Source organism: Pseudoalteromonas rubra (assembly GCF_005887095.1).
GTDB lineage: Bacteria > Pseudomonadota > Gammaproteobacteria > Enterobacterales > Alteromonadaceae > Pseudoalteromonas > Pseudoalteromonas rubra_E.
The window spans coordinates 1-25,170 of sequence record NZ_PNCI01000001.1 but is presented as its reverse complement, the minus strand read 5'-3'; the positions used below and the strand labels follow the sequence as shown (position 1 = coordinate 25,170).

Annotated in this window: 21 protein-coding genes; 9 read left to right on the top strand and 12 right to left on the bottom strand. The window is 47.4% G+C overall.

Annotation, left to right across the window (positions count from 1 at the left end; all coding sequences use genetic code 11):
* Window positions 1-318 precede the first annotated feature (318 nt).
* Window positions 319-2,571: a TonB-dependent receptor gene (locus CWB99_RS00100; RefSeq protein WP_249331565.1), complete on the top strand. Its 2,253-nt coding sequence runs from the start codon at window positions 319-321 to the stop codon at window positions 2,569-2,571.
* A 125-nt stretch (window positions 2,572-2,696) separates the two neighbouring features.
* Window positions 2,697-2,888, top strand: coding sequence for a hypothetical protein (locus CWB99_RS00095; RefSeq protein ID WP_138552009.1), 192 nt, complete (start codon window positions 2,697-2,699; stop codon window positions 2,886-2,888).
* A 257-nt stretch (window positions 2,889-3,145) separates the two neighbouring features.
* Here the strand turns inward: CWB99_RS00095 and CWB99_RS00090 are convergent, their stop codons facing one another.
* The 3 genes from CWB99_RS00090 to CWB99_RS00080 all read right to left on the bottom strand — a co-directional run bounded on the left by CWB99_RS00090 (window position 3,146) and on the right by CWB99_RS00080 (window position 6,894).
* The gene (locus tag CWB99_RS00090) at window positions 3,146-4,837 is read right to left on the bottom strand and encodes a hemolysin D (RefSeq protein WP_138552010.1); all 1,692 of its coding nucleotides are present in this window, start codon (window positions 4,835-4,837) and stop codon (window positions 3,146-3,148) included.
* A gap of 333 nt (window positions 4,838-5,170) precedes the next feature.
* Entirely contained in the window at window positions 5,171-6,079 is a 909-nt protein-coding gene (locus CWB99_RS00085) for a phytanoyl-CoA dioxygenase family protein (RefSeq protein WP_138552011.1), read from the bottom strand.
* 116 nt (window positions 6,080-6,195) lie between these two features.
* Entirely contained in the window at window positions 6,196-6,894 is a 699-nt protein-coding gene (locus CWB99_RS00080) for an aspartate/glutamate racemase family protein (protein WP_138552012.1), read from the bottom strand.
* Between the two features lie 278 nt (window positions 6,895-7,172).
* Between CWB99_RS00080 and CWB99_RS00075 the strand changes: the two genes are divergently transcribed.
* Entirely contained in the window at window positions 7,173-8,780 is a 1,608-nt protein-coding gene (locus CWB99_RS00075) for an esterase-like activity of phytase family protein (protein WP_138552013.1), read from the top strand.
* A gap of 78 nt (window positions 8,781-8,858) precedes the next feature.
* Here CWB99_RS00075 and CWB99_RS00070 read toward each other — a convergent pair whose 3' ends face one another.
* From CWB99_RS00070 to CWB99_RS00045, 6 genes are all read right to left on the bottom strand, one after another.
* Window positions 8,859-9,086, bottom strand: coding sequence for a hypothetical protein (locus CWB99_RS00070; RefSeq protein ID WP_138552014.1), 228 nt, complete (start codon window positions 9,084-9,086; stop codon window positions 8,859-8,861).
* A gap of 87 nt (window positions 9,087-9,173) precedes the next feature.
* Complete coding sequence (ltaE, locus tag CWB99_RS00065; protein ID WP_138552015.1) at window positions 9,174-10,181, bottom strand: low-specificity L-threonine aldolase; 1,008 nt, start codon at window positions 10,179-10,181, stop codon at window positions 9,174-9,176.
* Window positions 10,182-10,249: 68 nt separating this feature from the next.
* Window positions 10,250-10,651 carry a VOC family protein gene (locus CWB99_RS00060; protein ID WP_138552016.1) on the bottom strand — a complete coding sequence of 134 codons (402 nt, stop codon included), beginning with the start codon at window positions 10,649-10,651 and terminating at the stop codon, window positions 10,250-10,252.
* Window positions 10,652-12,131: 1,480 nt separating this feature from the next.
* Window positions 12,132-15,248 carry an efflux RND transporter permease subunit gene (locus CWB99_RS00055; RefSeq protein WP_138552017.1) on the bottom strand — a complete coding sequence of 1,039 codons (3,117 nt, stop codon included), beginning with the start codon at window positions 15,246-15,248 and terminating at the stop codon, window positions 12,132-12,134.
* Window positions 15,245-16,561: an efflux RND transporter periplasmic adaptor subunit gene (locus CWB99_RS00050; RefSeq protein ID WP_138552018.1), complete on the bottom strand. Its 1,317-nt coding sequence runs from the start codon at window positions 16,559-16,561 to the stop codon at window positions 15,245-15,247. Before CWB99_RS00050 ends, CWB99_RS00055 begins: the two co-directional genes overlap by 4 nt.
* The gene (locus CWB99_RS00045) at window positions 16,551-17,192 is read right to left on the bottom strand and encodes a TetR/AcrR family transcriptional regulator (RefSeq protein WP_138552019.1); all 642 of its coding nucleotides are present in this window, start codon (window positions 17,190-17,192) and stop codon (window positions 16,551-16,553) included. Before CWB99_RS00045 ends, CWB99_RS00050 begins: the two co-directional genes overlap by 11 nt.
* A 766-nt stretch (window positions 17,193-17,958) precedes the next feature.
* On the opposite strand from CWB99_RS00045, the gene CWB99_RS00040 reads away from it, so the two are divergent.
* The 5 genes from CWB99_RS00040 to CWB99_RS00025 all read left to right on the top strand — a co-directional run bounded on the left by CWB99_RS00040 (window position 17,959) and on the right by CWB99_RS00025 (window position 20,356).
* A complete protein-coding gene (locus CWB99_RS00040) occupies window positions 17,959-18,387 on the top strand; it encodes a hypothetical protein (RefSeq protein WP_138552020.1) in 429 nt (142 codons plus the stop codon).
* A 390-nt stretch (window positions 18,388-18,777) separates the two neighbouring features.
* Window positions 18,778-19,086, top strand: coding sequence for a helix-turn-helix domain-containing protein (locus CWB99_RS00035; protein ID WP_235577151.1), 309 nt, complete (start codon window positions 18,778-18,780; stop codon window positions 19,084-19,086).
* Window position 19,087: 1 nt separating this feature from the next.
* On the top strand, window positions 19,088-19,621 hold the full coding sequence (locus tag CWB99_RS00030; protein ID WP_138552021.1) for a hypothetical protein: 534 nt from the start codon (window positions 19,088-19,090) through the stop codon (window positions 19,619-19,621).
* Window positions 19,602-19,751, top strand: coding sequence for a hypothetical protein (locus tag CWB99_RS23920; RefSeq protein WP_171045221.1), 150 nt, complete (start codon window positions 19,602-19,604; stop codon window positions 19,749-19,751). The genes CWB99_RS00030 and CWB99_RS23920 overlap by 20 nt, the downstream gene beginning before the upstream one ends.
* Before the next feature lie 302 nt (window positions 19,752-20,053).
* Window positions 20,054-20,356, top strand: coding sequence for a helix-turn-helix domain-containing protein (locus CWB99_RS00025; RefSeq protein WP_138552022.1), 303 nt, complete (start codon window positions 20,054-20,056; stop codon window positions 20,354-20,356).
* A gap of 992 nt (window positions 20,357-21,348) precedes the next feature.
* On the opposite strand, the gene CWB99_RS00020 is transcribed toward CWB99_RS00025, so the two are convergent.
* Window positions 21,349-22,023, bottom strand: a complete 675-nt coding sequence (locus CWB99_RS00020; protein WP_171045220.1) for a substrate-binding periplasmic protein — start codon at window positions 22,021-22,023, stop codon at window positions 21,349-21,351.
* Between the two features lie 114 nt (window positions 22,024-22,137).
* Window positions 22,138-23,094, bottom strand: coding sequence for a LysR substrate-binding domain-containing protein (locus CWB99_RS00015; RefSeq protein ID WP_138552024.1), 957 nt, complete (start codon window positions 23,092-23,094; stop codon window positions 22,138-22,140).
* Between the two features lie 112 nt (window positions 23,095-23,206).
* Here CWB99_RS00015 and CWB99_RS00010 point away from each other — a divergent pair, with 112 nt between their 5' ends.
* The gene (locus CWB99_RS00010; protein WP_138552025.1) at window positions 23,207-23,527 is read left to right on the top strand and encodes a hypothetical protein; all 321 of its coding nucleotides are present in this window, start codon (window positions 23,207-23,209) and stop codon (window positions 23,525-23,527) included.
* Between the two features lie 958 nt (window positions 23,528-24,485).
* On the opposite strand, the gene CWB99_RS00005 is transcribed toward CWB99_RS00010, so the two are convergent.
* On the bottom strand, window positions 24,486-24,770 hold the full coding sequence (locus tag CWB99_RS00005) for a GIY-YIG nuclease family protein (protein ID WP_138552026.1): 285 nt from the start codon (window positions 24,768-24,770) through the stop codon (window positions 24,486-24,488).
* Window positions 24,771-25,170: the final 400 nt, after the last annotated feature.

Here is a 25,170-nt window from a genome sequence, read left to right as displayed (position 1 = left end):
CCTGGCATTATAGCGCAGCGCCTGCTTACCTGTCGCACCTTTTCTCAACCTGTTTGGCCACTCATCCGTCCAGTAACCAGTTTGCCATAAAGTACGGAAAAAGTTGCAAACACCCTATTGCAAACGTTTGCATTACGTTCTATTTTAAAATGACGCCGCGTGCAACCTGACGCTTGTGCCTATCCTTTCGCAGAATGGTTAGGGAGTTTAAAGCCAAACTAACAGGCTATGGGCGGCGAATAACAATAGCAAAGAGCATGCATACACAAAGCTATGCAAAGACTGACAACACATATGACAACCAAGGGGGCAGTTCCTGTGAACCTAGGCAACAAATATTCTCTAATCGCATCAGCGGTAGCAGCGGCAATCACCGTATCGGGCACAGCACATGCGCAGCAGCAAGATACGAAGCAAGGCAAAAAAGTCGAAACCATCATCGTTTCTGGTACGCCTGGTGGTGCGGGTATTCGTAAGCTGGACGCCAGCTTTGCGGTTACCAACGTCGATGCCGTACAAATTGAACGTTTAGCGCCGAAAAGCACAGCTGATCTGCTTAAATCGGTACCCGGGATCTGGGTCGAAAGCTCAGGCGGAGAGTCTGGCGCCAATGTATTTGTGCGCGGATTTCCTGGTGGCGGCGATGCGCCTTTTTTGACAGTGAGCCTGCAAGGCTCGCCGATTTATCCTGCACCGACATTATCATTTTTAGAAAATTCATCGATATTCCGTCTTGATGAAACCATTGCCCGCATGGAAGGCCTGCGTGGCGGTCCAAACCCGGTCGTATCAAATGGTCAGCCAGGCCTGACAACGAACTTTCACCTTAAGCGTGGTTCAGAAGACACTGAGGGCACAGTTAAATATACCACTTCTGATTACGGGCTTCAGCGTATTGACGGCGTGTTAAGCGGCGAACTTAGCGACGATTTCTATTATATGATCGGCGGCTATGCAAAACGCTCCTCTGGTATCCGTGACGCTGGCTTTACTTCTGAAAAAGGTCATCAGTTTACCGTTAATCTGACCAAAGAATTCGATAAGGGTGAGTTTAATGTTTACACCCGCCAAACCGATGACACTGGCGCCTGGTACCTGCCTACACCACTAAATGTTGATGGCGTTGACGCAGGCTTTACCCAGCTAGGTACGCTTAACCGTCAGGCAACCATCCATGTTGCCGGACAGGACATGGAAATTGACCTGGGCGAAGGTCGTGGCTGGAAAGGCCACGTTTCGGGCGGTAGCCTGAAACTCGAATTACCCAACGGCTGGCAACTGATAGACCGCTTTAGCCTGACTCAGGGCGATGCCAATACCTATGGCCTGGTGCCCGATGGCGCAGCAACTAACCTGGCCAGCGTGGCAGACAATGGGACAAGTGCAGTAGGCTCTGTGACAGGCACTGTCTACGATGGCAATACCATGGTACAAAACTACGGCCGCTGGGTTGTACTTAAAGAGATTGATGCCTTCACCAATGACTTAGCCATCAGTAAAGAGTTTTCAAAGGTAAACAGCTCGTTTGGTATATACACGGCAACCACCTCAGCAAAAGACTGGTGGAGCCTGGGTAACTCTGCATATCATGTTCTGAGCGCCGGCGGTGAGGCCCTCACTGGTATCGACTGTAACAGCAGCGATGACGGCTGTGGCTTCAACTACGATATCAATAGTACCGGCGATGCAACCACAGTCGCCTTTTATACCACACACAGCTATCGCGCCACCGACGCGCTAACTCTTGACCTGGGCCTGCGCAGCGAAAAGCACGAAGTAGACTACTCTGTTGATGAAGATCTTGACGGCACCATCAATAAGTTTGTCACCTATGATGAACGCAAAACGTCCTGGACTCTGGGCGCTGATTTTAAACTGGACGACCAGAGTGGTGTATTCGCACGTATGAACAAAGGCTACAAAATGCCTTACTTCGACGACTTCCGCGACAACTATGGTGCTTATCAGGATGGGGAACGTCTGATCAAAGAAGTGACCCAGGCAGAAATTGGCTACAAATATATGGGTGAAAGCAGCGACCTGTTCGCGACCTTGTTTGCCAACGAAGTACAGGGCGACACCTTCGTCAGAAAACCAGGCGACCCGGCAGAAATCCTGACCAACGAAGCCATGGGTATTGAAGTCGATTATAACTTCAATCATAGCTCAGGCTTTAGCGTAAACATGAACGCCACGTGGCAGAAAACCGAAATCACTGAAAGTCCCGAAAATGTGGGCAACGAAGCACAGCGTCAGCCAGCCTGGCAGGTGCGTGTCACACCTAGCTATGAGTTTGAGCTGGGTGATATGTTTGCCACTGTTTACGGAACCATCTCGGCCGTTGATGACCGTTTTGGTAACAACGAAAACACGGTGGTACTGGATGGCTATGAAAAGTTCGATCTGGGCTTTACGCTGGAGCCAACAGAGCAGGTAAAACTCATGGTATCGGTGGACAACCTGACCGATGAGCAGGGTATCACCGAGGGCGACCCACGTAATGCCGACGCACCGAACGGCCGCTACATTATGCCACGCAGCGTCAAGTTCAGTGTAAGCTACAGCTTCTAGCTCCCTGAAAATCAGACAGCCCAGGCACTATGCTTGGGCTTTTTCGTTTTTATCACTAAACTCTTTATTACAACAATATGATCATAACTCTTTGCGCAGGTTCACTGACTAATGGGGTAGAAAAGATGAATATTGAAGATGTCCGCAATGGAGAATGGGTTGAGTATCACAAACACCCGGTCGAGGTGCTCAGCATAGACAAGCAGCATAACATGGTTACCATTTATGATGCGCGCTCACAAAGTAAAGTCGACGTACATATTGATGAACTCAAAGATGACCCGCAGTGTCACTGCGACTCCTATCTGTACTTTTGATTAAGGCATTAATCGTGTCAGGCCTGCCCTATTTTGACTCTGGCGGGCCCTGTTTTAGCCGACATTCACAACCGTTTCGTTAAATTGCGAACATGCGATTGATTTAATTGTGTTCTTCTTTTTAGAGAATAAAAACACCTGGTACTCCTTCTGATATTCCCTACTGGGCAGAATATCAATGCAGCCTTGGGAATGTCAAAAAGCCCACTTATGGCACTTTGCTCCGCAGCGCCATAAGTGTAGCAAGTCTTTTGTCTTTAACGTTGTTCTATCACCCACTTTGCATTGTCATTGCTGGCTTTACCATGACGGTTCAGGTGCAATTGCTGCGAGCTGTTATCAAGCCAGACATATTGCGCCCAGCGCGTGTTTTTGAGATTCCACACACCACCTTGATCAATCAGCTCAAAACCCGAGTCTTTTGCAGAATCCCACAGCTTTACGTAGCCGCTTGAAGAGGCACTGTAGCTCAGGAACAGCGCTGCATTTTCTCTGGCGCGAAAATACACTTGCTGGTTTTTACCGGTCACAATGATGAATTCAACGGGCGTATTACCACTGGCCTTAAGTCTGGCATGATTCTCCAGACCTGACTCGCTTGATACCGACAGTCCTGTTTCTGCACTTTTTAGGATCATAGCCTGGCCCGCATCCGCAGGTAAGTCTGGTGCCTGCCAGCCATCAGGGGCCGTTTTCCAGAAAGTTGATTTCCATTGCCAGTTGTAAGGCATATCCATCAGGGGATCGTTAAGGTCTTCATAGCCCTCTACGGCTTCAACATTATACAGGCACTGACGGCGCTCTTCGTCCAACTGAGCGACACGCTCCAGCTGGCTGACGGTTCCAACATTCAGCTCTGCCATACACTGTTCAAGAGACTTTCCTTTGCCTGATTCCCCCGGTGCCAGTACATAAGTGTGATCGCGACGACTTTCGTCATCATACCATTGACGCATAGCGGTTTCGTCAAATGATAACCAGGCATCAACCAGCATCTGAGCTTGCGTACGTGCATACGTTTCTCGTTGTTCAATCGGCGTTGCCATAGTGCGAATAAATGCCGCCCACAGATCTTTACTGGCTTCCAGTGCCACCAGCGCTACAGGCTTCATATTGCTCGGGCGATAACCATCCCAGCTACCATCTGTACGTGTGCCCGGGTACCAGATCACATCACCACTTTCATAACTGATGGCGTCTCCAGTGGCATGGGTATGCTGCTCAGCTCCTTCAGAGCACAAATAGGCTTTTACTTGCCAGACTTTTTCATAGTTGTCTTCAGGCAGACGTACCGTATGCTCAGGGCTAAATGAATCCTGGAACAGGTGCACAGCGCGACCAAACAGGAAGTAGTTATGATCCACCTCTACCGCGCTGGCATAGCCTCCCCCATCCCACACTTTAATCTGCTTGCTCTGCGCCATGGCAGCATTGACGAAATGATCAATAAACCGGGCTTGTCCGCGCTTTGCGGCATCTACACCACCTGCACCACCCACATCGTCATAGCGACGCATAAAGTGATCCTGCTGCAGATCAGCAGGCTCCTGAGCGACGGCGTTAAAACAGTTTGGACCCGTTGGGTCGATACTGGCATTAGTGACATTGAAACCGGCAATATCCACCCAGCGCTCACCGACTATCGCCGCGAAGATTGCGTCATATTCTGAGTAATAGGTATTATCATTGCGACGACTGGCAAGAATTTTTGCGACTTCAGTTTGTGCGATATTGAGTTCTGTTGATTTTGCTAAGCCTTTGTTCCAGCTCAGACGAGGGTCATTGGCATCTTCTACCTGAGTGCTTTGTGACAAAAGCTCAAGGGCTGAGGTTCGGGTTAACCATTCATGGCCAATGGGCATTACCCCGCTGCCGCCCAACTGGGTAAATGCCGTGACTTGAGCGCTTGCTGCAACGGCAACAAAACAGGCAAGAGATTTTAACTTCATAATTACTCCTTAATTAATTTAGCCGCATCATTGTCACACAATTGAAATATGAAATCTTTAATAAAAACATAAAAAATTCATATCAGGCATAAAAATAAGAATAATTAGTGACCCAATACCCCACATTCAGTATATAAATCCATCAAATAGCGGTTTAAGAAATAGCAGATTATTGAAAGCAAAAACGGTAGACCGTTTGCTCCTTTCATTGTCAGGGGACCGGACAGGTATTATCGAGCGCAGGGAATATCACGCAAAGTGGGGTGAGGAGGTCAGCAGACACAGTGCGTCTTGCCAACCTCACCAGGGAGTACTGATTAAAAATCTGGGTTATCAGCGTAAGTCAGCTGGTGTTGGGTAATCCGGATGGTCAACATTTTGATGGGACCACACGGCAGGGATGGCCGGCTCCCATTTCTCTTCAATCAACTTGACCAGGGTTGCCAGATCATGCTCAGGTTTCCCATAATAATCCAGCCAACCCGCAGGCACATCTTCAGGCTCTGCCGCCTGGATCACATGCGCCATCCATTGCTTTCTGAGTTCAGCCCATTGTGCCGATTGCTTTTCACTTTCGGCAATGCCTGCAACAGGCCGTAGCTCGATATAGATAGTGCGTCTTGGCCCTTCACTTCTTTTCGGTTCAGAACTATGCAGTATCATCATATCCTGCACTAAAATATCCCCCGCCTTCGCCGGTTGCTGCACGACACCGGGAATGTTCCAGCCATACTGACTTGAAAGCTCATAGATATCTAAAATCTCATGTTGCGAGTCAGGAATATAGCGCAGACAGCCATCATCCAAACCCGCATCATCCAGGTAAACGCCGACATTGAGATACGGATAATTCCTGGGATGTGGTGCACCGTGGTGCCAGGAAATATGTGGATGAGGATGCTGATATTTGTATACCAAATCAAGCTGCATAGGCACACAGCCCTCACCCACCATTTGCTCACAAATCGCCATCATAGTTGGGCTGGCAAGCAAGTCCAAAACAAGCTCAGGGTCATCAAACAGCAGATCATTGTAGCGAAACAGTTTAGGTTCACCTGATTCAGTAGATAGGTAGTACTGACTGCGTAATGCCCCTTTTGCCAAATCTTCCTTTGCCGACGCTTCCAGTTTGACAGACAAGTCTCTCAAACGCTTTAACAAGTCTTGTGACAACGCCTGCTCAAAGCGAACAAACCCATTTTGCGCATAAAAGCTCAGCTTTTGTTTTTCAATTGATGCCATAACCTGACTCTTTCTTTGTCCTTTAACCAATAACTTAGCATTACTTATCGTCATCAAAATAGCAATTACGCTTTATTACGCCTTTTTATTCATGTTTTTACGACTCAGGGCCACTGCTACTGCGATTCAAGCGATAAACTAAGCGCACTTTGTACATGCAGACTCGTGGTATCATAAAGGGGTATATCCAGCTCTGCGTCGCCAATAAGCAGCGCTATTTCAGTACAACCCAAAATAACCGCTTCGGCACCGGCGGCTTTCAGTGTCGCGATGATTTTTAAGTACTCGTCCCGCGAGCTGTCGACTATTTTGCCCAGGCACAGTTCCTGATATATCACATCATGAACGCGCTGCTGATCGGCACTATCTGGAACACAGACTTTCAGAGCGTATTTGTCTTCCAGACGCTGACGATAAAAAGTCTCCTGCATCGTAAAACGTGTACCGAGCAGCCCGACTTTCTTAATATTATCCCCTACCAGCGCCTGCCCCGTTGCATCGGCAATATGTAACAAGGGGACGGAAATGGCCTGCTGAACCTCGTCTGCTACTTTGTGCATAGTATTGGTGCATATCAACACGAAATCGGCTCCCGCAGCTTCGACAGACTGTGCCGCCTGAGCCAGTAACTCAGCCGCACCGTGCCAGTCACCTTTGTGCTGCTTCGCTTCTATCTCTGCAAAGTCAACGCTGACCAACACAATTTTGGCCGAATGTAAGCCGCCCAGCTGTGCTTTTACCCCTTCATTAAGCAAAGTGTAGTAGCTTAACGTTGATTCCCAACTCATACCGCCTATCAGTCCGATTCTCTTCATTGCTGTTATCCCATTGTGTTTGTTCTGATATTGCCAGACTCTCACAATTGACCAGGATAATGCAGCTTTTTTATCCCAGCCGCAGTTCAGGCCGTGCCAGCGGTATATTCTTCATGCCTGCCTCTGCGCTCAGTCAATATATCAATTGTGCCAATGCACTTGGCCAAGCCCTGTCATCAATTCGTTATTGTACCCGTTTAGATTGTTTTGTATTCGCTCCAAAACTCAATCAGCCAGAATGTGCAAACTCTGGCGACAATAATTAAAAGGATTCGACAATGAAACCTAGTACAAAACCCCTGCTGGCTTTATCGGTGATATTCGCCCTTGCGGCCTGCGATGGTGATAATGGAAAAGACGGACAGGCAGGAATTAACGGTGAAGATGGCATCAACGGTGTAAATGGCAATACCGGTGCGAAAGGATTGACCAGCCTGTTAAGTCAGGTATCCCTGTCTATGGGTGATCCCCAATGCTACTTTGGGGGCATAGCGTTGCACTCAGGTGTCGACATTAACAGTGATAACCAACTCAGTGGCGTGGAAGTCACCCAGACCAATTATGTGTGCCAACCATCTCCGCTTTCAGCACAAGGGTCTGCATTGCCTCATACCGCGCTACGCAGTGATCTACAAAATGGCGATATTGCGGGTAGCACCTTCGAAATCCGAAATGGCGGTTATGGTTCGGATATGGTTGCCCACCCAACCAATAAAACGCAGTTTTATGCTTTGACTGACCGCGGACCCAATGCCACATATACCGGGGAATACGGTAAAGGTAAGAAGTTTCCGACCCCTGACTATACGCCCCGCATCGGCTTATTTGAGCTGCAAAGCGACGGTCGCGTGGTCAAGTTGAAAGAAATTTTGCTCAAGCGCCCTGATGGTACACCAATCACCGGTCTGCCTAATAGCTCTGATCTCGGGGGCACAGGAGAAACCCCCTATACAGCAGAAGGTGCGCCCATTTTGGTTGATAACTCTCAGCCGTATCATGAGCAGGATAACCCGCTCAAACTAGACGATTATGGCCTGGACGGTGAGGGCCTGGTTGCCTTAAAAGATGGTAGCTTCTGGGTCAGTGATGAATATGGCCCGCATATTGTTCACTTTGATGCCAACGGCGTTGAACTGGCAAGAATTAATGCATTCGCAGAAGATAACCGGGTTGCACTACACCTGCCAGCTGAATTTGCCAATAGACGTGCCAATCGAGGCATGGAAGGCCTGGCAATCACACCAGACGAAAAAACACTGGTAGGTATAATGCAGTCTACCCTGTATAACCCCTCCAAGACTGTCAAAGATTTAGATATCGTTCGTATTGTAACCGTCAACCTGGAAACCAAAGCAGTGGGGCAATACCTGTACAAACAGGAAAAGAACCAGAATTCAAATTCTGGTATCGTCGCGCTATCTGACTCTGAGTTTCTGGTTATTGAACGAGATGGCGCATTTTATGGCACCAACCCGGATGCCATGAAACGCATTTATAAAATCAACCTCAGCGACGCTACTAACCTGGAAGAAATCGCTTCATCGCCGTTGATAACGCAAGATGACGCGCTCGGTTTGGTTATTTCAGGAAAAACACTGGAAGAAGTGATCATGGAACAAGGCTGGGAAGCACTGAGTGACGCTGGAGTTGTGCCTGTCACTAAATCTCTGGTACTCGATCTGATTGATCAGGTTGGTTATCCACACGACAAACTCGAAGGCATGTGGCTGATTGATAACACAAGGCTGGGTGTACTAAACGATGACGACTTTGCGACTTGGTCCACCGATGGTGTACTTGAGCAAAAATACCTGGATACCGGCAAAACACAAGTAGACAGTAATCGACTGTTTTTATTCGAAAACCTTACCCTGGTGACCAATTAACTTGCTACCGAATTTACACGGCTCCAATAACGTTAAAAGCCAGGATGTCCTGGCTTTTATTATTTAGTTTTTGAACAATCAGATACTTGGATCGGGGCAGTTCATAAACTCATTTGAATAGCAGTTCCCATTAGTAGGGCAACCATAAAAGACCGCCGTATTACAATGCGGTTGCATAGTTGGTCCACATAAAGGTGCAAAATCGGTCGGATAACCACCGGCCACTTTTGGTGTCATATTGTTTGGCAACGACTTGTCGTCAGCTGTCAGACCCTTGAGCTTTTTCTTATTAAGTGTCAGTTTCATGGTAATGTTCCTTATATAGACAAAGCCCAATTATGAACACAAAACAAATAATAACTCAACAAATAAATAACAAAGGTGATTTAACGGTTACAGCGCATTAAGTGCGTGGATCAGCTTATCTATATCTACACGGCTAACACCCAGGTGGGTCACCAGCCTCATTCCCTGATATCCAGGGGTAATTTGGATCCCCTGCTCGACCAGCTTTTTAGCAATCTTATGAATATCAATTTCACTGGCAACATCCACATAAACCAGGTTGGTTTGCACCTGATAAGCCGAAGTATTAAATCCATCCACTTCATTAAGTCGCTCAGCCAGATAACGCGCATTTTGGTGATCTTCACATAAACGCTCGACATTGTTTTCCAGTGCATACAAGCCTGCAGCAGCGAGTATACCTGCCTGGCGCATACCGCCTCCCAACATTTTTCTCAGGCGTCTAGCCTTGTAAATCAGTGCCTTACTTCCCAATAGTAAAGAGCCAACTGGCGCACCCAGGCCTTTTGACAGACAAATTGTCATAGAATCAAAATGCTGAGCGATTGCCCGAATGTCGACCTCTAACGCTACTGCCGCGTTATACACCCGGGCACCGTCAAGATGTAGCTGCAGTTTGTGAAAATCACAAAAGGCGCGTGCCTGTGCCAGATAGTCCAGGCTGAGAACCTGACCGCCAATGGTGTTTTCCAGGCTGAGCAGCTTGGTACGGGCAAAATGAAAGTCATCCGGTTTTATATACGTTGCCAGCTTTTTCAGGTCTAAACTGCCATCAGCTTCGTTTTCAACAGGTTGCGGCTGCACCGATCCCAGTACCGCTGCACCACCCGCTTCATAGCGATAATTGTGCGCACTTTGGCCACACAAATACTCATCGCCACGCTCACAATGCGCCAAAATGGCCAGCAGGTTAGCCTGAGTGCCAGAACTCACAAACACTGCCGCTTCGAACCCGTGACGATGCGCTGCAAACTGCTCAAGCTGGTTGACCGTCGGGTCATCACCATATACATCGTCCCCAACTTCTGCCTCCAGCATTGTTTGAAGCATGTTTTTGCACGGTTTAGTCACGGTATCGGATCTGAAATCTATCATTGTCGTTTTTCCTGTTTGCAGCGGTAAACTAAAGCGCCAGTAGAAAACATTTTTACCCTTTATACAAGTCAGAGGCTGTTACACAGATCGCTGTAACGCTTTTCTACCCGCCATGGCGGATTAAGGCGATTCTCACCAGCCCAGTATAATTTGATTTTATTACCTGATGGATCTGCCACAATGGTTTCGCGCCAGAGGTATGACTCTTCGGTGGGTGCCTGCAACAACGCAATGCCCCGCGATTCAATCAGTGCGATCCATTCATCCAGTGCCTGATGCTCAAAATAAATGGTGGTGTTATGCATGATTTCGTCTGTACTCAGGGACAAAGAGAAAGTCGCATCTCCCTGTGGACACGCAAAGCGTGCGTAATGGGGCGTATCGACAATTTGCGTAAAGCCCAGCTTAAGATAAAACGTGACAGCGTCATCCATATTGTTAACGCTCAATGTGACCTGATTTAAGTTCATATTTTTATCCTTTTTTATTTTTCATACGCGGTATTGCGCTGAAAGTGCAGCAAAGATAAAACCTCAACTTAGATTCAGGTCAATGACTTTTTATAAACTACGTTACTTCGTTCTCGATGACAGACTGCGGGATTATTTCGATGTAGTTTGATCGCCAGTGTCAAAGATATACCCAATTGTTCACCTCCTTTTCGTCATCCCGGCCAACGAGCCGGGAACCATTCAAAGTACAATTCAAATGCCACAGACGACAGTATGTGCTCTCAGATATCGAGCTAAAACTGCCAAACCGAGCCACCGGTAAGTAGATCCCGCATCAAGTGCGGGATGACAGGGGTTGTGCGGGATGACCGGGGGTTGTGCGGGATAAACGCGTATGAGGTCATTCCGGTGTTAAATTGGCTTCCAATACCAAAGAGCCCCCAACTCCTCACCTTCCCTCGTCATCCCGGCCAACGAGCCGGGAACCATTCAAAGTACGATTCAAATGCCACAGACGACAGTATGTGCTCTCAGATATCGATCTAAAACTGCCAAACCGAGCCGTCGGTGAGTAGATCCCGCATCAAGTGCGGGATGACCGGGAGTTGTGCGGGATGACCGCGTATGGGGTCATTCCGGTGTTAGATTGGCCTCCAATACCAAAGAGCCCCAACTCCTCACCTTCCCTCGTCATCCCGGCCAACGAGCCGGGAACCATTCAAAGTACAATTCAAATGCCACAGACGACAGTATGTGCTCTCAGATATCGAGCTAAAATTGCCAAACCGAGCCGTCGGTGAGTAGATCCCGCATCAAGTACGGGATGACAGGGGGTTGTACGGGATGACAGGGGGTTGTGCGGGATGACCGCGTATGAGCTCATTCCGGTGTTAGATTGGCCTCCAATACCAAAGAGCCCCCAACTCCTCACCTTCCCTCGTCATCCCGGCCAACGAGCCGGAAACCATTCAAAGTACAATTCAAATGCTACAGATAATAACGTTGAGTGTTAGATAACGAGATGCAGTGCGCTTTTAACTGAGTAAAGATTGCCAAACCGAGCCGTCGGTGAGTAGATCCCGCATCAAGTACGGGATGACAGGGGGTTGTACGGGATGACAGGGGGTTGTGCGGGATGACCGCGTATGGGGTCATTCCGGTGTTAGATTGGCCGCCAATACCAAAGAGCCCCCAACTCCTCACCTTCCCTCGTCATCCCGGCCAACGAGCCGGGAACCATTCAAAGTACAATTCAAATGCTACAGATAATAACGCTGAGTGTCAGATAACGAGATACAGTGCGCTTTTAACTGAGTAAAGATTGCCAAACCGAGCCGTCGGTGAGTAGATCCCGCATCAAGTGCGGGATGACAGGGGTTTGTGCGGGATGACCGGGAGTTGTGCAGAATGACCGGGAGTTGTGCGGAATGACCGCGTATGGGGTCATTCCGGTGTTAAATTGGCCTACAGTACCAAGTACGGTACTCAAATGAACAACCTAAGCTTTTACCTGCGATTCAGTCAAATGGTGTTGTGCCGCCAGCCCTCGGTCTTCGAGGATCACATACAGACAGGGCAAAATAAACAACACCAGGAATGACGAAGCCGCAATACCAAAGAGCAAACTCACCACCAGCGGCTGTAAGATCTGCGCCTGCAAGCTGGTTTCCAGTAGCAAAGGTAGCATGCCTGCGACTGTGGTTGCCGTGGTGATAAATACCGCTCTGAACCTTTCGCGTGCGGCCTGTACCGCAGCCTGGTGGGCATCCAGCCCTTCTTTTTGATGCTCCTTAATATAGGTGACCAACAAAATGGAGTCATTCACCACAATGCCCGCCAGGGATACAAATCCCATCATGCTGGGAATGGTAAAATCGTAGCCCAGCAACACATGCCCCCAAAGTGCGCCAATCAGAGCAAGTGGTATAGCCAGCATGACCATCACAGGCTCCATATAACTTCTGAACTGAAAACTCAAAATGATAAACACACCGACCAGACCCATCAGGAACTTCTTGCCGATAGATGAACCTGTACTGCCCCCTTCTTTCACCTCTCCTTCATAGCTAACTGACAGAGACGGATACTTATCCAGCAGCGGTGCGACGACGGTTTTGTCGACTGCGGCAATTATCTCGCCGGTATTGGCAATTGCAGCGTCGACATCACCAATAATGGTCACCGAACGCTGACCATCAACCCGATTAATCCGCGCATAGCCCCGGGCCGGGATCAGCTCTGCCACTGCCGATAACGGGATCTGCCTGCCATCGGCCAGTGTAATTGGGTAATTCTGTAACTGCCACCAGGATGCCTTATCTTCTTTTCTTAGTCGCACGTCCAGTTCAATGGTTTCGTCTCCACGCTGAAACTCATCGGCCTTTTGACCGAAAAAAGCGGTTCTAAGCTGATTGGCAATCGTTGCCCCATCCACACCCAAAGACATAGCCCCCGGCAACAGACGTACCAGCCACTCTTCCTTACCCGGGCGCAGATCATCCATCAGATTTTGCACACCATCATACTCGGCCAGCGCCTGCTGGATTTCAAACGAGGCACTAGATAACATGGCGAGATCATTGCCATACAAGCGGATCTCTATTGCCCGCCCGGCAGGGCCGACTGCTGGTTGCTTGAAAGCCAGCGCCAGCGCGCCCGGGATTTCACCAACTGCATCGCGCCAGCGATCCTGAAGTACCAGCAAGCTGGTATTGCGCGTTTCAGCCGTGAGTAAATCGGCACGTACAGTGGCAACATGGGTGCCTTCTTCACCGGCATCCTGATTGTTGTTGTACTCAACTATCACATTTTGCACCAGCGCCTGTTGCTCAGGCTGCGTTGGTGTAAACTCATGATTCAGCTTATTAAGTTCATCCACTGCGTGGGCAACCAACTGTTCAGTCTCGTATAACGGCGTGCCCTGCGGCATCAGCAGTCGCATTTCAAGAATATCGCCTTCCAGCTCGGGGAACGCTTTGAACTTTAAAAATCCCCCCGCCATTAAAGAAATACTGAGGAAGAACAGCGCCAGTACCCCACCAACTGCGGCATAACGGTAAGTCACCACACGTTCAACCCATTCAACCAGCACCTCTGTGCGAAAGCCTTCAAAGCGCTGATTAAACCGTGCTTTAAAACCAGACTCCGGCTCATCCTGATTTTTATGTAGTGAATGCAACAGATGATTGGGCAAAATAAGGAAAGCCTCGACCAGACTCACCACCAGCACAGCCAGCAGCATTTGCGGAAACACTTTCATGATTTGACCGATATCACCGGCGATAAAGGCCAGCCCGACAAACACTGACGCCGTGGTTAAAAAAGACGACAGTACGCCAGGCGCCACTTGTTTTACACCTTTAATCACCCCTTCATCAATGCTTTCACCTCGCTCAACATGGCTGGCAATACTCTCGGCAATCACTATCGCATCGTCCATCAGAATACCTATGGCCATGAGCATGCCAACCATAGAGATCATATTGATACTCACGCCCAGCACAGTCATCAGCCAGAATGCCCCAAGAAAGGAAATAGGTAACCCCATCGACACCCAAAAAGAATAACGCCAGGTGAAAAACAGCCACATTACCGCAAAAACCAGAAGAAAACCTTGCCAGGAATTAGTCGTCAACATGGCCAGGCGATCAGAAACAATTTTTGCCTGATCAGAGGTCAATGCCATCTCAATACCTGCCGGCATTTGCCGGCGCTCTGACTCAACAAAGTTATACACTTGCTCGACCAGATCGAGTGCATCCTGTGCTTTAGTTTTCTTAATTTTCAGCAATGCAGCCGGTTTACCATTAAACTCAACTTTCGCCTCATCCAGTTCAAACCGCTCCGTGATCTGACCAAGATCTTTCAATTTTAACTGCCCGCCAGACTGAGTGCTGGCAATCACCAGCTCGCCCAGCTCTTTGGCCGTCACCCCTTGCTGGTCAAAGCGAATTTGCAGGGTTTTACCTTTGGTCTCCAAATTACCTGCCGGCAGTTTGATATTTTGCCGCTCAATGTGGCTTACGACATCGTTGATAGACAACCCATATTGACGCAGTAAAGATAGCGACAACTCAACTCGTAGCTGTCGATCTGAAAAACCATGAATTTCTACCAAAGAAATATCGGGTAATCGCTGTAACTTATGCTTTACCGACTCAGCATAATCCTTGAGTTCCGCCGAAGGTAAGTCTGCGCTGATGGCCAAAGTGATCAAAGACTCGGTACGGCCAAGCTCCTTAATGACCGGGCTTTCAGCCTTGTCCGGAAACGTATCGATGGCATCTACCTCGGTTTTTACATCCGACATCAGTCGGGTGATATCACCACCTTCTTGCATCTCGACTATCATTTTGGCCATGCTTTCGCGCGCTTCACAGCTGATCTGCTCTATGTCGCTGAGCCCATCCATTGCTTCTTCCAGTGGCACACATAATGCCAGTTCCGATTCCTCCGGATTGGCCCCGGGATATGGCACACTGACCTGGATTTGACTGGGTGCAATTTCCGGAAAAGTTTCCCGCTTAAGCTGTGGCAGTGCGCTCAGCCCAAGTACAATAATGGCCAACATAAGCAAGTTGGCTGCCGTCGGGTGACGGGGAAAGTAGGCAATCATAACGTCTGCTCCTCGCTCACCTGATTTTGAGTGCGCAATGCACGACCCGGCACCGCGGGGATCACATCACTTACCACTATCACTTCACCTTCTCGCACACCGCTTCTGATCACAGTTCGGCCATTGGATTCAAATGCCACTTCAACGTGACGGATCGCTAGTTTTCCGTCTTCGAGCAGATAAAGCCTGCTACCATGAAGTGCGTCGGAAGGCACCGACAACAGCGGCCTTGGCGCACCTTTTACTTTAACCTGCACATACATATCGCTGATCAAAGGTGGCCGCTTGCCAGGCTCAAATGCTTTGTAATCAAACGCCACGTCGACAATCAAAGTGACCGTATTGCCTTCAGGGTCAATACTCTCACCCACACTGGTTAACTTGCCCTGCCAGCGATACTGTTTATTACCAATATATAAACTGGCCTCAGCATCGAGGTCCCAGGTTTGTACATCCGGAAACTCCCCTTTAATCAATTGAGGAGACAGGTATTGCCCAAAATGCCGCATATCGCTGAGTGCAACCTGTACCGGTATCTCCATCAGATCCGTTCGGTGCGCTGTAACCAGGCTTTCGCGCTCCGCAACAACCTGCTGCATCTCAACGTTCACATTGGCAATTCGCGCGTCAAACGGTAAGGTGATGGTGGTTTTTGCCAGTTTGCGCTCGGCTTCACTCAGCCTGGCCTGTGCCAGTTTAACTTTAGCCTGTGCCACTGCCATATTGTCGGGGTGCTGGTCCACAGCGTTTTTCACATCCAGCACTTTTTGTTCCTGAGCCCAGACATTCGCCTGTTCGGAGTCAACGGTTGATGCAGACACAGAGCCCGATTTTAAAAGCCCCTGCTTACGTTTCAGCTCCTTTTGCAACACACTCAGGCGCTGCTCTTCCAGTCGTAACGATAACGCCAGTTTTTCATCGTTAAGCTGAGTACGAGACAGCTCGGCTTCCGCGGAATTAAGGTCGGAGCGAGCCTGAGCCAGCTTAAGCTCATAATCAATGGGGTCGATTTTCAGCAGTACGGTGCCAGCGCTAAGCGCTTTGCCTTTTTCCAGCTTTGGATGTCGATAAATGACCCGGCCGCTGACTTCAGACAATGCCTGCCAACGCTCTTTTGGCCGCACCCTGCCAAACCCTGTCACATAAGGTTCGATCAGAGTATTTTTAACTTCAGCTGTCTCGACCAGCAAGGCATCTACGCCATTGCTGTGTTTTTGTGGCGGCTTTTTCCCCGACGCCAGGGCCACTAAAATGACAATCCCCAGCACAGGTAATACCAACAGCCAGCGTCTTTGTTGCCAGTTAATCTTCATGCTTTTCTCGCTCTTTAAAACAGCCATACTTGAACATATTGGCATTGTGGGTTGCCATTTTTGACAGTTGTTCATCGTTAAATTCAATGCCCATAGCTTTAGCCATGCCTTCACGCATATACCAGGGGAAAATCAACAACCCCATCAGGTTCAAAATGAGTAACCTGTCGTCCAGCTCATCTTTGATCAGCCCTTGCTGCTTAAACTGGGCAAGCATGCCGAAGAAAAACGGCTTGCGGGTGTTTTGTAGTTTGTCTATCAGATAGTCGCGGCAGATCCCCTGCTCAAGCACAATTTCCTTAAACATTAAAATAGGAAATGACGGCGACTGTTTGATCACGTCATAAAAGATGTGAAAGATATCTTCCAGGTCAAATGGCTTGTCGTCACCGATTGCTTGCTCAATGCCAGCAATAACCTCGCCGGTTACTTCCATAAACATCGCCTTATACAGGCCTTCTTTGTTTTCAAAGTAATAGCGGATCAAAGCGGCATCAACACCGGCTTCCTGCGCCAGCATACGCGTAGTAACCTGTGAATAGGGTGCCGTGGTAAAGCAACGTCTGGCAGCCAGCACAAGACGGGCTCTGCCATCTTCATCGTTTTTTTCGGGACGACCTCGGGTTTTCATAATGCTCCTGTATGTCTCTGCTCGTTACGTACCAGTCAATCGCCAGTCGCATGAGCAGTACGTTAATTCAACAGTTGATGAATAAAGTAATTCTAGGGCACTGATAATTTTTGACCACAGAAACAATTCTCCAATTCCCGGTGGTTTGATGAATAGCAAGGCTGAGGGTGCCTGTTTAGCGCTTCCTGCTCGGTGATTCGATCCTGAACTTCTCCACGGCTTCCGATACGCACATCATCCAGCTCACCTCTATTCTTCGTTCAGCTCACCTCTATTCGTCATCCTGCTAACCTCAATTTTTCGTCCTGCTCACCTTGTCATCCCGGCCAACGAGCCGGGAACCATCCTATAGCCAGCATGGTTCCTCAGATACCACTCAAACGTAGCCAAACCGAGTTGTCGTTAAGTAGATCCCGCATCAAGTGCGGGATGACAGGGAGTTGTGCGGGATGACGGTGTGTGGGGCTATTGCAGTGTTAATTTGATTACATGCGCTTATGAGCAATCGATACTAAAGCTCGTGCTTACAGGTCAAAAAAGCAACATTTTGATAACGAAAAACACGCTCAGCACAGCATCTTAGGGCTGGGTAGTAAGTTTCCCGTTAAATAAGTTACATTTAATGAACACATTAATATTCAATTAGGCTATGATTTAACAATATAACAACATGGTTGCATAACAATCTCTTCAAAAAATACGAACTAAAGGACATAGCAACCAGAGATACAACCCATTGAACAACAATACTTGAAGGAGCCAAGAGATGTTTGAACAATTTAAATCATGGGCCACATCGGCGCATAAGTCAGGCACAGACATGTTCACTTCCAGTCTGGTGCCACTGAGCGATGTACAGATTAAGACCGTTTTTAATCAAGGGGTTCACGATATTGCAAAATACTCCCGCAACGGCCGTTCGGTTTATATCAAGCATGTCTATCTGAATAAGCTTAACGACACAGTGAAGCCAAACATCAGTGCCAGCGATATCGACTTTTTTCGCTCATTAGACCAAATATTTCAATATTGTTATGTGCTAGTCTATGTTAAATGCGCGCGTTCAAATAAGTATGATACCGCGTTCTTTTTGGATGATTATGAAGCTATCAAGGGGATCAGTAAAAGCGAGGCCATGCTCCGCCAGACAGATTTAACCTCCATTGCCCGAATTATAAGAAGTGAGCTGCTTTAAACCAGCCCACTATACTGTGTTTAGGTTTGCCAATTTAACTTAATTAACTGCACCAGGTTGCAGGTCAGCAGCATGGCTATTTACCCCCGTACAATAAAGCAGCAAAACAATACCCATTATACAAACTAATTCACCTTAAGCTTACATTGCGCTAAAATACGCAACGACGCTTATTTCTGAGTGCTTTCCCGCACAGTTCTGAGCGTTTTTTGTTCTAAAAGTATAAAAAGTAGAAAAACCAAAGCGAACACAAAGTTGATAATTACATATAAGGCTTAAAACTGAGTAGTGATGAATGTTTTCATCAATTGCAGGACGCATGGTATTAAACATTGCAGTAACGTTACAACAAAGTAAAATCTAATCAACACAACTCTTACAGGAAATAATATGAAGAACAGTCCAGGGAAGAGAAAACGGCAAATTGACAAGTTTAAAGTACAAATGCAGCGATCTATCCGGCAAATGCGCATAGAGGTGGGCTTGAGTCAGAGGGAATTAGCTGCCAAAATGTCCTCAAAAGTTGACCAATCCACTGTGAGTAACTGGGAAAGTGGAAAAACAGAAATGACCAGTGCCCAATTACTGGACTTATTTCTGATCTTTGGTAAAGATATGGTGGCAATGTACTTCGGCTTCTTGAATAACGCAGAAAAAGAGTCAGACACCAAAAAAGAACAAGAAGAGAAGGAGTCTTAGGATGGATTTTATTGAACTACTCACTTATGCACCACTTCCATTGATGCTGATTGCACTTGTAACTACTTGGAAGTTTGAAAACTCAAGATATTTTTTAGCACTGCTTCTTGTCGTGGAAAGTGTTGATGAACTTCTGTATAAAACTAGCCTTAACTGGACTACACATCACTATCTGTATGTAATGGTCATGAACTTGGCATTTATGCTGCCTGTTTTCTTTAGGACCAATATTGCCCACTCAATTTATCAAAGTACGAAAATCGGATACTTCAAGAGAGTGTCTGAACAGAATCATTACGCCCTACAAGAGATTGGATTGATGATTCTCTTTTTCATTAGCTTCATATTACATTTTGTTGTTTACATAGAAGTCTGGTTATACAAGTGGGATGTAATCGATGTACTGTTCATAAAGAACTCAATTCGGCCTAGCGTGCAAACAGTTTTACATATACTCATGTGTTTTGCATTGCTAACATATACGATTAACACCCCTAAACGGGAAGGATTTTACAATGCAAAAACTGAAAACTAATCTATTAAAATATGTACAAGGTGGAGTTGGTGGTGGAACAGGAGATGGTCCACACGACCCAGCTATGGCACATATTGTTATAACAACCAAGCCACCCAAAGAGAAAAAGAAACCTCGCTCTGAAAAATAACCATTAAATAGTCTTGATTTCAGGTAAAGCTAACAAAGGTCGATTCGCTCCTATATACACATTGCTTACAGGCCCCTGAATTTTTCTCAAGTAAACTGATTAATATATTCATAGCCGAGCATCCGCTCGGCTCAACTTCTTAGAGCTTATTTAGTTAATTTCGTTCTCACCCCAAACCATCTCTACTACTCAGTATAGAAAAATTAATATATTCATTAAAATCAGTAGCCGCACCTTTACTTGTTGCTCAGCAGTTTACATTGTGTAAAATTCTTCTCCACGTAAAACTTGCGGATATAAGAATGACAACAACATCAGGGAAGCGAAAAAAGGAAATTGATAAGTTCAAGCTGCAGTTACAACGCTCTATTCGACAGATGCGCCAGGAGATGGGACTCAGTCAGCGAGAGCTCGCTGCCAAAATGACTTCAAAAGTAGACCAATCCACCGTGAGTAACTGGGAAAGCGGTAAAACCGAAATGACCAGTGCACAACTACTCGACTTGTTTCTAATTTTTGGTAAAGACATGGTCAGCATGTATTTTGGTTTTGTTACCAAAAATGATGCAGATAGTTCAGAAGATGAGCACGACGAGGAACATTGATATGACCATCCCATTAACTGACTATTTGTACCATCTGTCATTCATAATCATGATTGCAGCTCTAATTAGAACTTGGAAATATGAGTGTTCCCGCTATTTCCTTCTATTTATGTTGGTGTTAGAAGCCATTGATGAAGCAATATTACACATCACAATTACCTGGACTACTCACTACTACTTGTACTGTATTATCTTTGACCTTGTGTTCTGTATCCCCATAATTTATAGAAAACATATTGCACAGTGGGTCTATAACCTAACGGGGTGGGACTTCTTTAGGCGGGTTTACAATAATCATCACCTGGCTCTACAGGAGATTGGCTTTCTTTTTATTTTCTTCGTAGACATTGTTCTCAACATTATCATTTATGCTGAAGTTTGGCTTTATAAGTGGTGGATCATTGACAACCTATACTTGAAAGACTATTTCCGCCCAGTCGTACTGTTATTTATTTACTTTTTTACATGCTGTGCACTTGCCACTTATACGGTAAAAGCCAAAGCCAGAGAAGAGTTCTATCGTACGCATAAAACACCGGAATCATCGACGATTTAAAGCTAACTAGCCGTCATCCCGGCCAACGAGCCGGGAACCATCCTACATCCAGCTCGAGTGCCACATATAGCTGTATGGATTTTCAGATATCGCTCAAAATTTCCAAATCGCGTCGCCTGTACATAGATCCCGCATCAAGTGCGGGATGACGAGGAATGGTGCGGGATGACGGAGTACAGAGTTAACGCGGTGTCATTTTATCGCCTGTGCCAGCGTTCCCCCAGCACCTCACCTGCTCTCGTAATCCCGACCAACGAGCCGGTAACCATCAACAACCTCCGGGGCTGCCAGCCCTACAACCACCTAAAACCGATGCTCGGTTAGTTTTTGGTTGAGATATTCCACTACTGCGATATTGTGCTTAGACACATAAACGCCTTGATTACCCTTCGGGCTGGCACCTAAAACATCAAGCATTTCAAATTAGGCCCTGCGATTACCTGCCTTTTGCCACCGTATTCCAGTGCTCTCTTATTTGCTGGTATCGGCCAGTCTGAACCAGTTTTTTAAGGCTGGCATTAAATTCATCTCTTAGCTGGGCGTCGGCAAAAGCAACGTAAAACCACAGCGGATTATTCTCAAAAGGTAATAACACTTTACCCCACTGCTTGTTTATAACGACAGATGACGATTGATTGAGCTCAGACAAGTGCCAGTGCAGCAGCGTGTCATCAATCAGGATCACATCACACTTACCATTCAGCCAGTCAATAACCTGATCACGCTGCTTTGAAAACTCCAGGTAGTCTTCTTTGCCGGCCACGATTTCATTCAGTTTGAGGTGCTCAGATGCATTTTGCCATGCACAAATGCTATGGCTGGCCAATTCTTGCATAGAGTTAAGGGTAAAATCTGAGTTACTGCTATGTATTGCATAATTGCTGTAAGAGATAAATGGAACGGAATAATGCAACCCGGGTTGAGCCCGAGACATTTCAACGGCTACATCAATATCCCCACGCTCGACCAGGCGTTTCATTCGTTTGATTGATACAAACAATGTTTTGTACTGCCACCCCAGTGGCTCGGCTGCCTGTTTAAATAACTCAACACTGATCCCAGAGCCACTGCGCTCATCCACATAAGGCGGGCGGCTAAGACCAAAAGCCACCGTAAGCTCTTTTGCAAATACAGCTTGACAAACGAGTAACAGGTTTGAAGTGATAAGCAATTTAATCAACAACTTAAAACCATCAACCATATTGAAAAGGTGCCTTTTTAGAACTTATTCCAAGCTAGAGTTTAGCATAGAATTACCCAACACTCCGCCAGCGCCAGCTGTTAGGGTTTCCTGTTCGCCTCCCATAAACTGCGCAATAAGCCAATTTCTGAATGCCTGAACCTTTGGCCATTCAAAATGAGCAGCAGGCGCGACCAGATAGTACTTGTAACGACACGGCCACGAAAAGTGCGGATAAACATCAAGCTGGCCTAAAGATACAGCCTGTTCCAGTAAGCTCTTACGCAACATAGCTGCCCCCTGGCCAGCAACCGCTGCCTGTAACATCAGGGCGGCGTTGTCTATGCCCATCTGGCTGGGTTTCGGCTCGCGATTTCCCAAGTCATGGTTCAGTGCCGTCCAGGCTTGCTGTGCATCAGGGCAAATATCCTGAATAAAAGGCAATGACGCCAGTTGCGCTTTTAAAGGTTTATTGGGGTCAATCAGCCCGGGCTTGTATACTAACAGTACTGTGTCTTCGGCGATTAATTCGCTTTTCAACCCCGGATATTCGCCCAGCCCAAACCGAATACCAATATCGGCGTCGCCGTTTCGAAAGTCGGCCTGGGCGTCGCTGGGGTCTATACGCAACTGCAGGTGCGGATTCACCTGATTGAACAGTGGCATTTTGGGTAGTAGCCAGCAAGTTGCAAATGACGACAATACTGACAAGTTGAGTACATTAGGTTGAGGTTCAGCCTGAAGTGCCTCTATCCCCTGCTCTATTTGGGAAAACGCCTGCGTCAGATGTGGCAGCAATGCCATACCTTCTCGGGTAAGCGTGACTTTTCTGACCTGACGATCGAACAGCTCACACCCCAACGCCGATTCCAATGCCCTGATCTGCTGGCTTATCGCCGCCTGAGTCACAAACAACGCCTCTGCGGCGAGCTTAAAGCTCCCCAGCTGTGCGGCAACACGAAAGTACCATAACCCTTTAAATGGCGGCATTTTATATGCCATCTCGCACCTCATAATTAAGTTTTTCTTAACTATAGGAAACAATTCCTCGTTTGTCAGCTCTGCCTCACAGGGTAATACTTGCAGCTGTAAAACACACAACAGGAGCAAAACAATGAGAACCTATTTACTATTGGGGCTAGCATTATTTGGTTTATTGGTAAGTAACGGCGTATATGCCCAATCGACCGGTATGGCTGACAAGGTCTACACCAGCGAAGGATACCCATACAAAAACTTAATTATGAAAGCCAAACGCGTAGAACTAATCTACAGCGAAGAAGGCAGTACCACCACCTGCCGTGTTAAGGTGCATTCCGCCAACAAGGTACTGGAAAGTGACAACGTCAACGTTTCCCGCCAGGACTTTAATAATGCTCCAGTCACCCAATGTCTGGCACGTAAAACAGCAAAAGCATTTCTCGGTCAGCTTTAGGTTGGACTAGGCCGACACGCAGATTTACAGAAGACTGAAAAGTCACACCACTCCGCCCCCCACTTGTCATCTAACCTCCTTTCGTCATCCCGGCCAGCGAGCCGGGAACCATCCAACGGAGTCCCGAGTTAATGCGATGTCGTTTACTCACCTGTGTCAAAGGTGCCCCAATTCCACAACTCTTCTCGTCATCCCGGCCAACGAGCCGGGAACCATCCAAAGTACAATTCAAATGCCACAGACAACAGTATATGCTCTCAGATATCGCTCCAAAGTTGTTAAACCGAGTCGCCGGTAGGTGGATCCCGCATCAAGTGCGGGATGACAAAGAGTAAGTGCGGGATGACGGAGTGTGGTGTCAATACGGCAGTTTGATCGCCTGCGCCAAAGAAACCCCCAGTTCTTCACCAGCTCTCGTCATCCCGGCCAACGAGCCGGGAACCATCCCAAGTACAATTCAAATGCCACAGACAACAGTATGCGCTCTCAGATATCGCTCTAAAGTTGTTAAACCGAGTCGCCGGTAAGTAGATCCCGCATCAAGTGCGGGATGACAAGGAGTGAGTGCGGGATGACAGGGAGTGAGCGCAGGATGACGGCACATGGAGTCAATTCGATCTTAGTTTGATCGCCTGCACCAAAGACCCCCCCAGTTCTTCACCTGCTCTCGTCATCCCGGCCAACGAGCCGGGAACCATCCAAAGTACAATTCAAATGCCACAGACAACAGTATGCGCTCTCAGATATCGCTCTAAAGTTGTTAAACCGAGTCGCCGGTAGGTGGATCCCGCATCAAGTGCGGGATGACAAAGAGTGAGTGCGGGATGACGGAGTGTGGGGCCACTTTAATGACAGAGTGAGGGCACTTGGATGACGGCGCGTGGGTTCATTTCAGTGTTTAGAACATTATTAGCAACCATCATCATAAGCTCCAATTCTTAGGTCATCTAAACTTTGATCAAATCGAAGAGTACAAATCTCGCCAATCCTGGTTCATTTTTTCTATTAGTTCGATTTTCCAACGTCGTCGCCAGCGTTTTAGCTGCTTTTCTCGTTTAATTGCACTTTGAATGCTCTGGCTCGTTTCATAATAAACAAGGTTTAATACTTCATATCTTGCGGTAAAACACGATAAATCAATTTTACTCTTGTGCTGCCAGACTCGCTGCTTCAGGTTTGTCGTAACACCTGTATATAAAGTGCCATAGGGAGCCGAAGCCATGATGTATACATAAGCTTGCATCAGGATATCCTTTCCTTTTTCTAGTGATAGAATTTTAGCTTACAATCTCACCCACTGTTTCGTGATTTTATAAAAACCAGTCCTCCCGTCATCCCGGCCAACGAGCCGGGAACCATCCAAAGTACAAGTCAAATGCCACAGACAACAGTATGCGCTCTTAGATATCGCTCTAAAGTTGTTAAACCGAGTCGCCGGTAGGTGGATCCCGCATCAAGTGCGGGATGACAAAGAGTGAGTGCGGGATGACAGAGAGTGAGTGCGGGATGACGGAGTGTGGTGACAATACAGTCGTTTGATCACCTGTGTCAAAGGTGCCCCAATTCCACAACTCCTCTCGTCATCCCGGCCAACGAGCCGGGAACCATCCCAAGTACAATTCAAATGCCACAGACAACAGTAT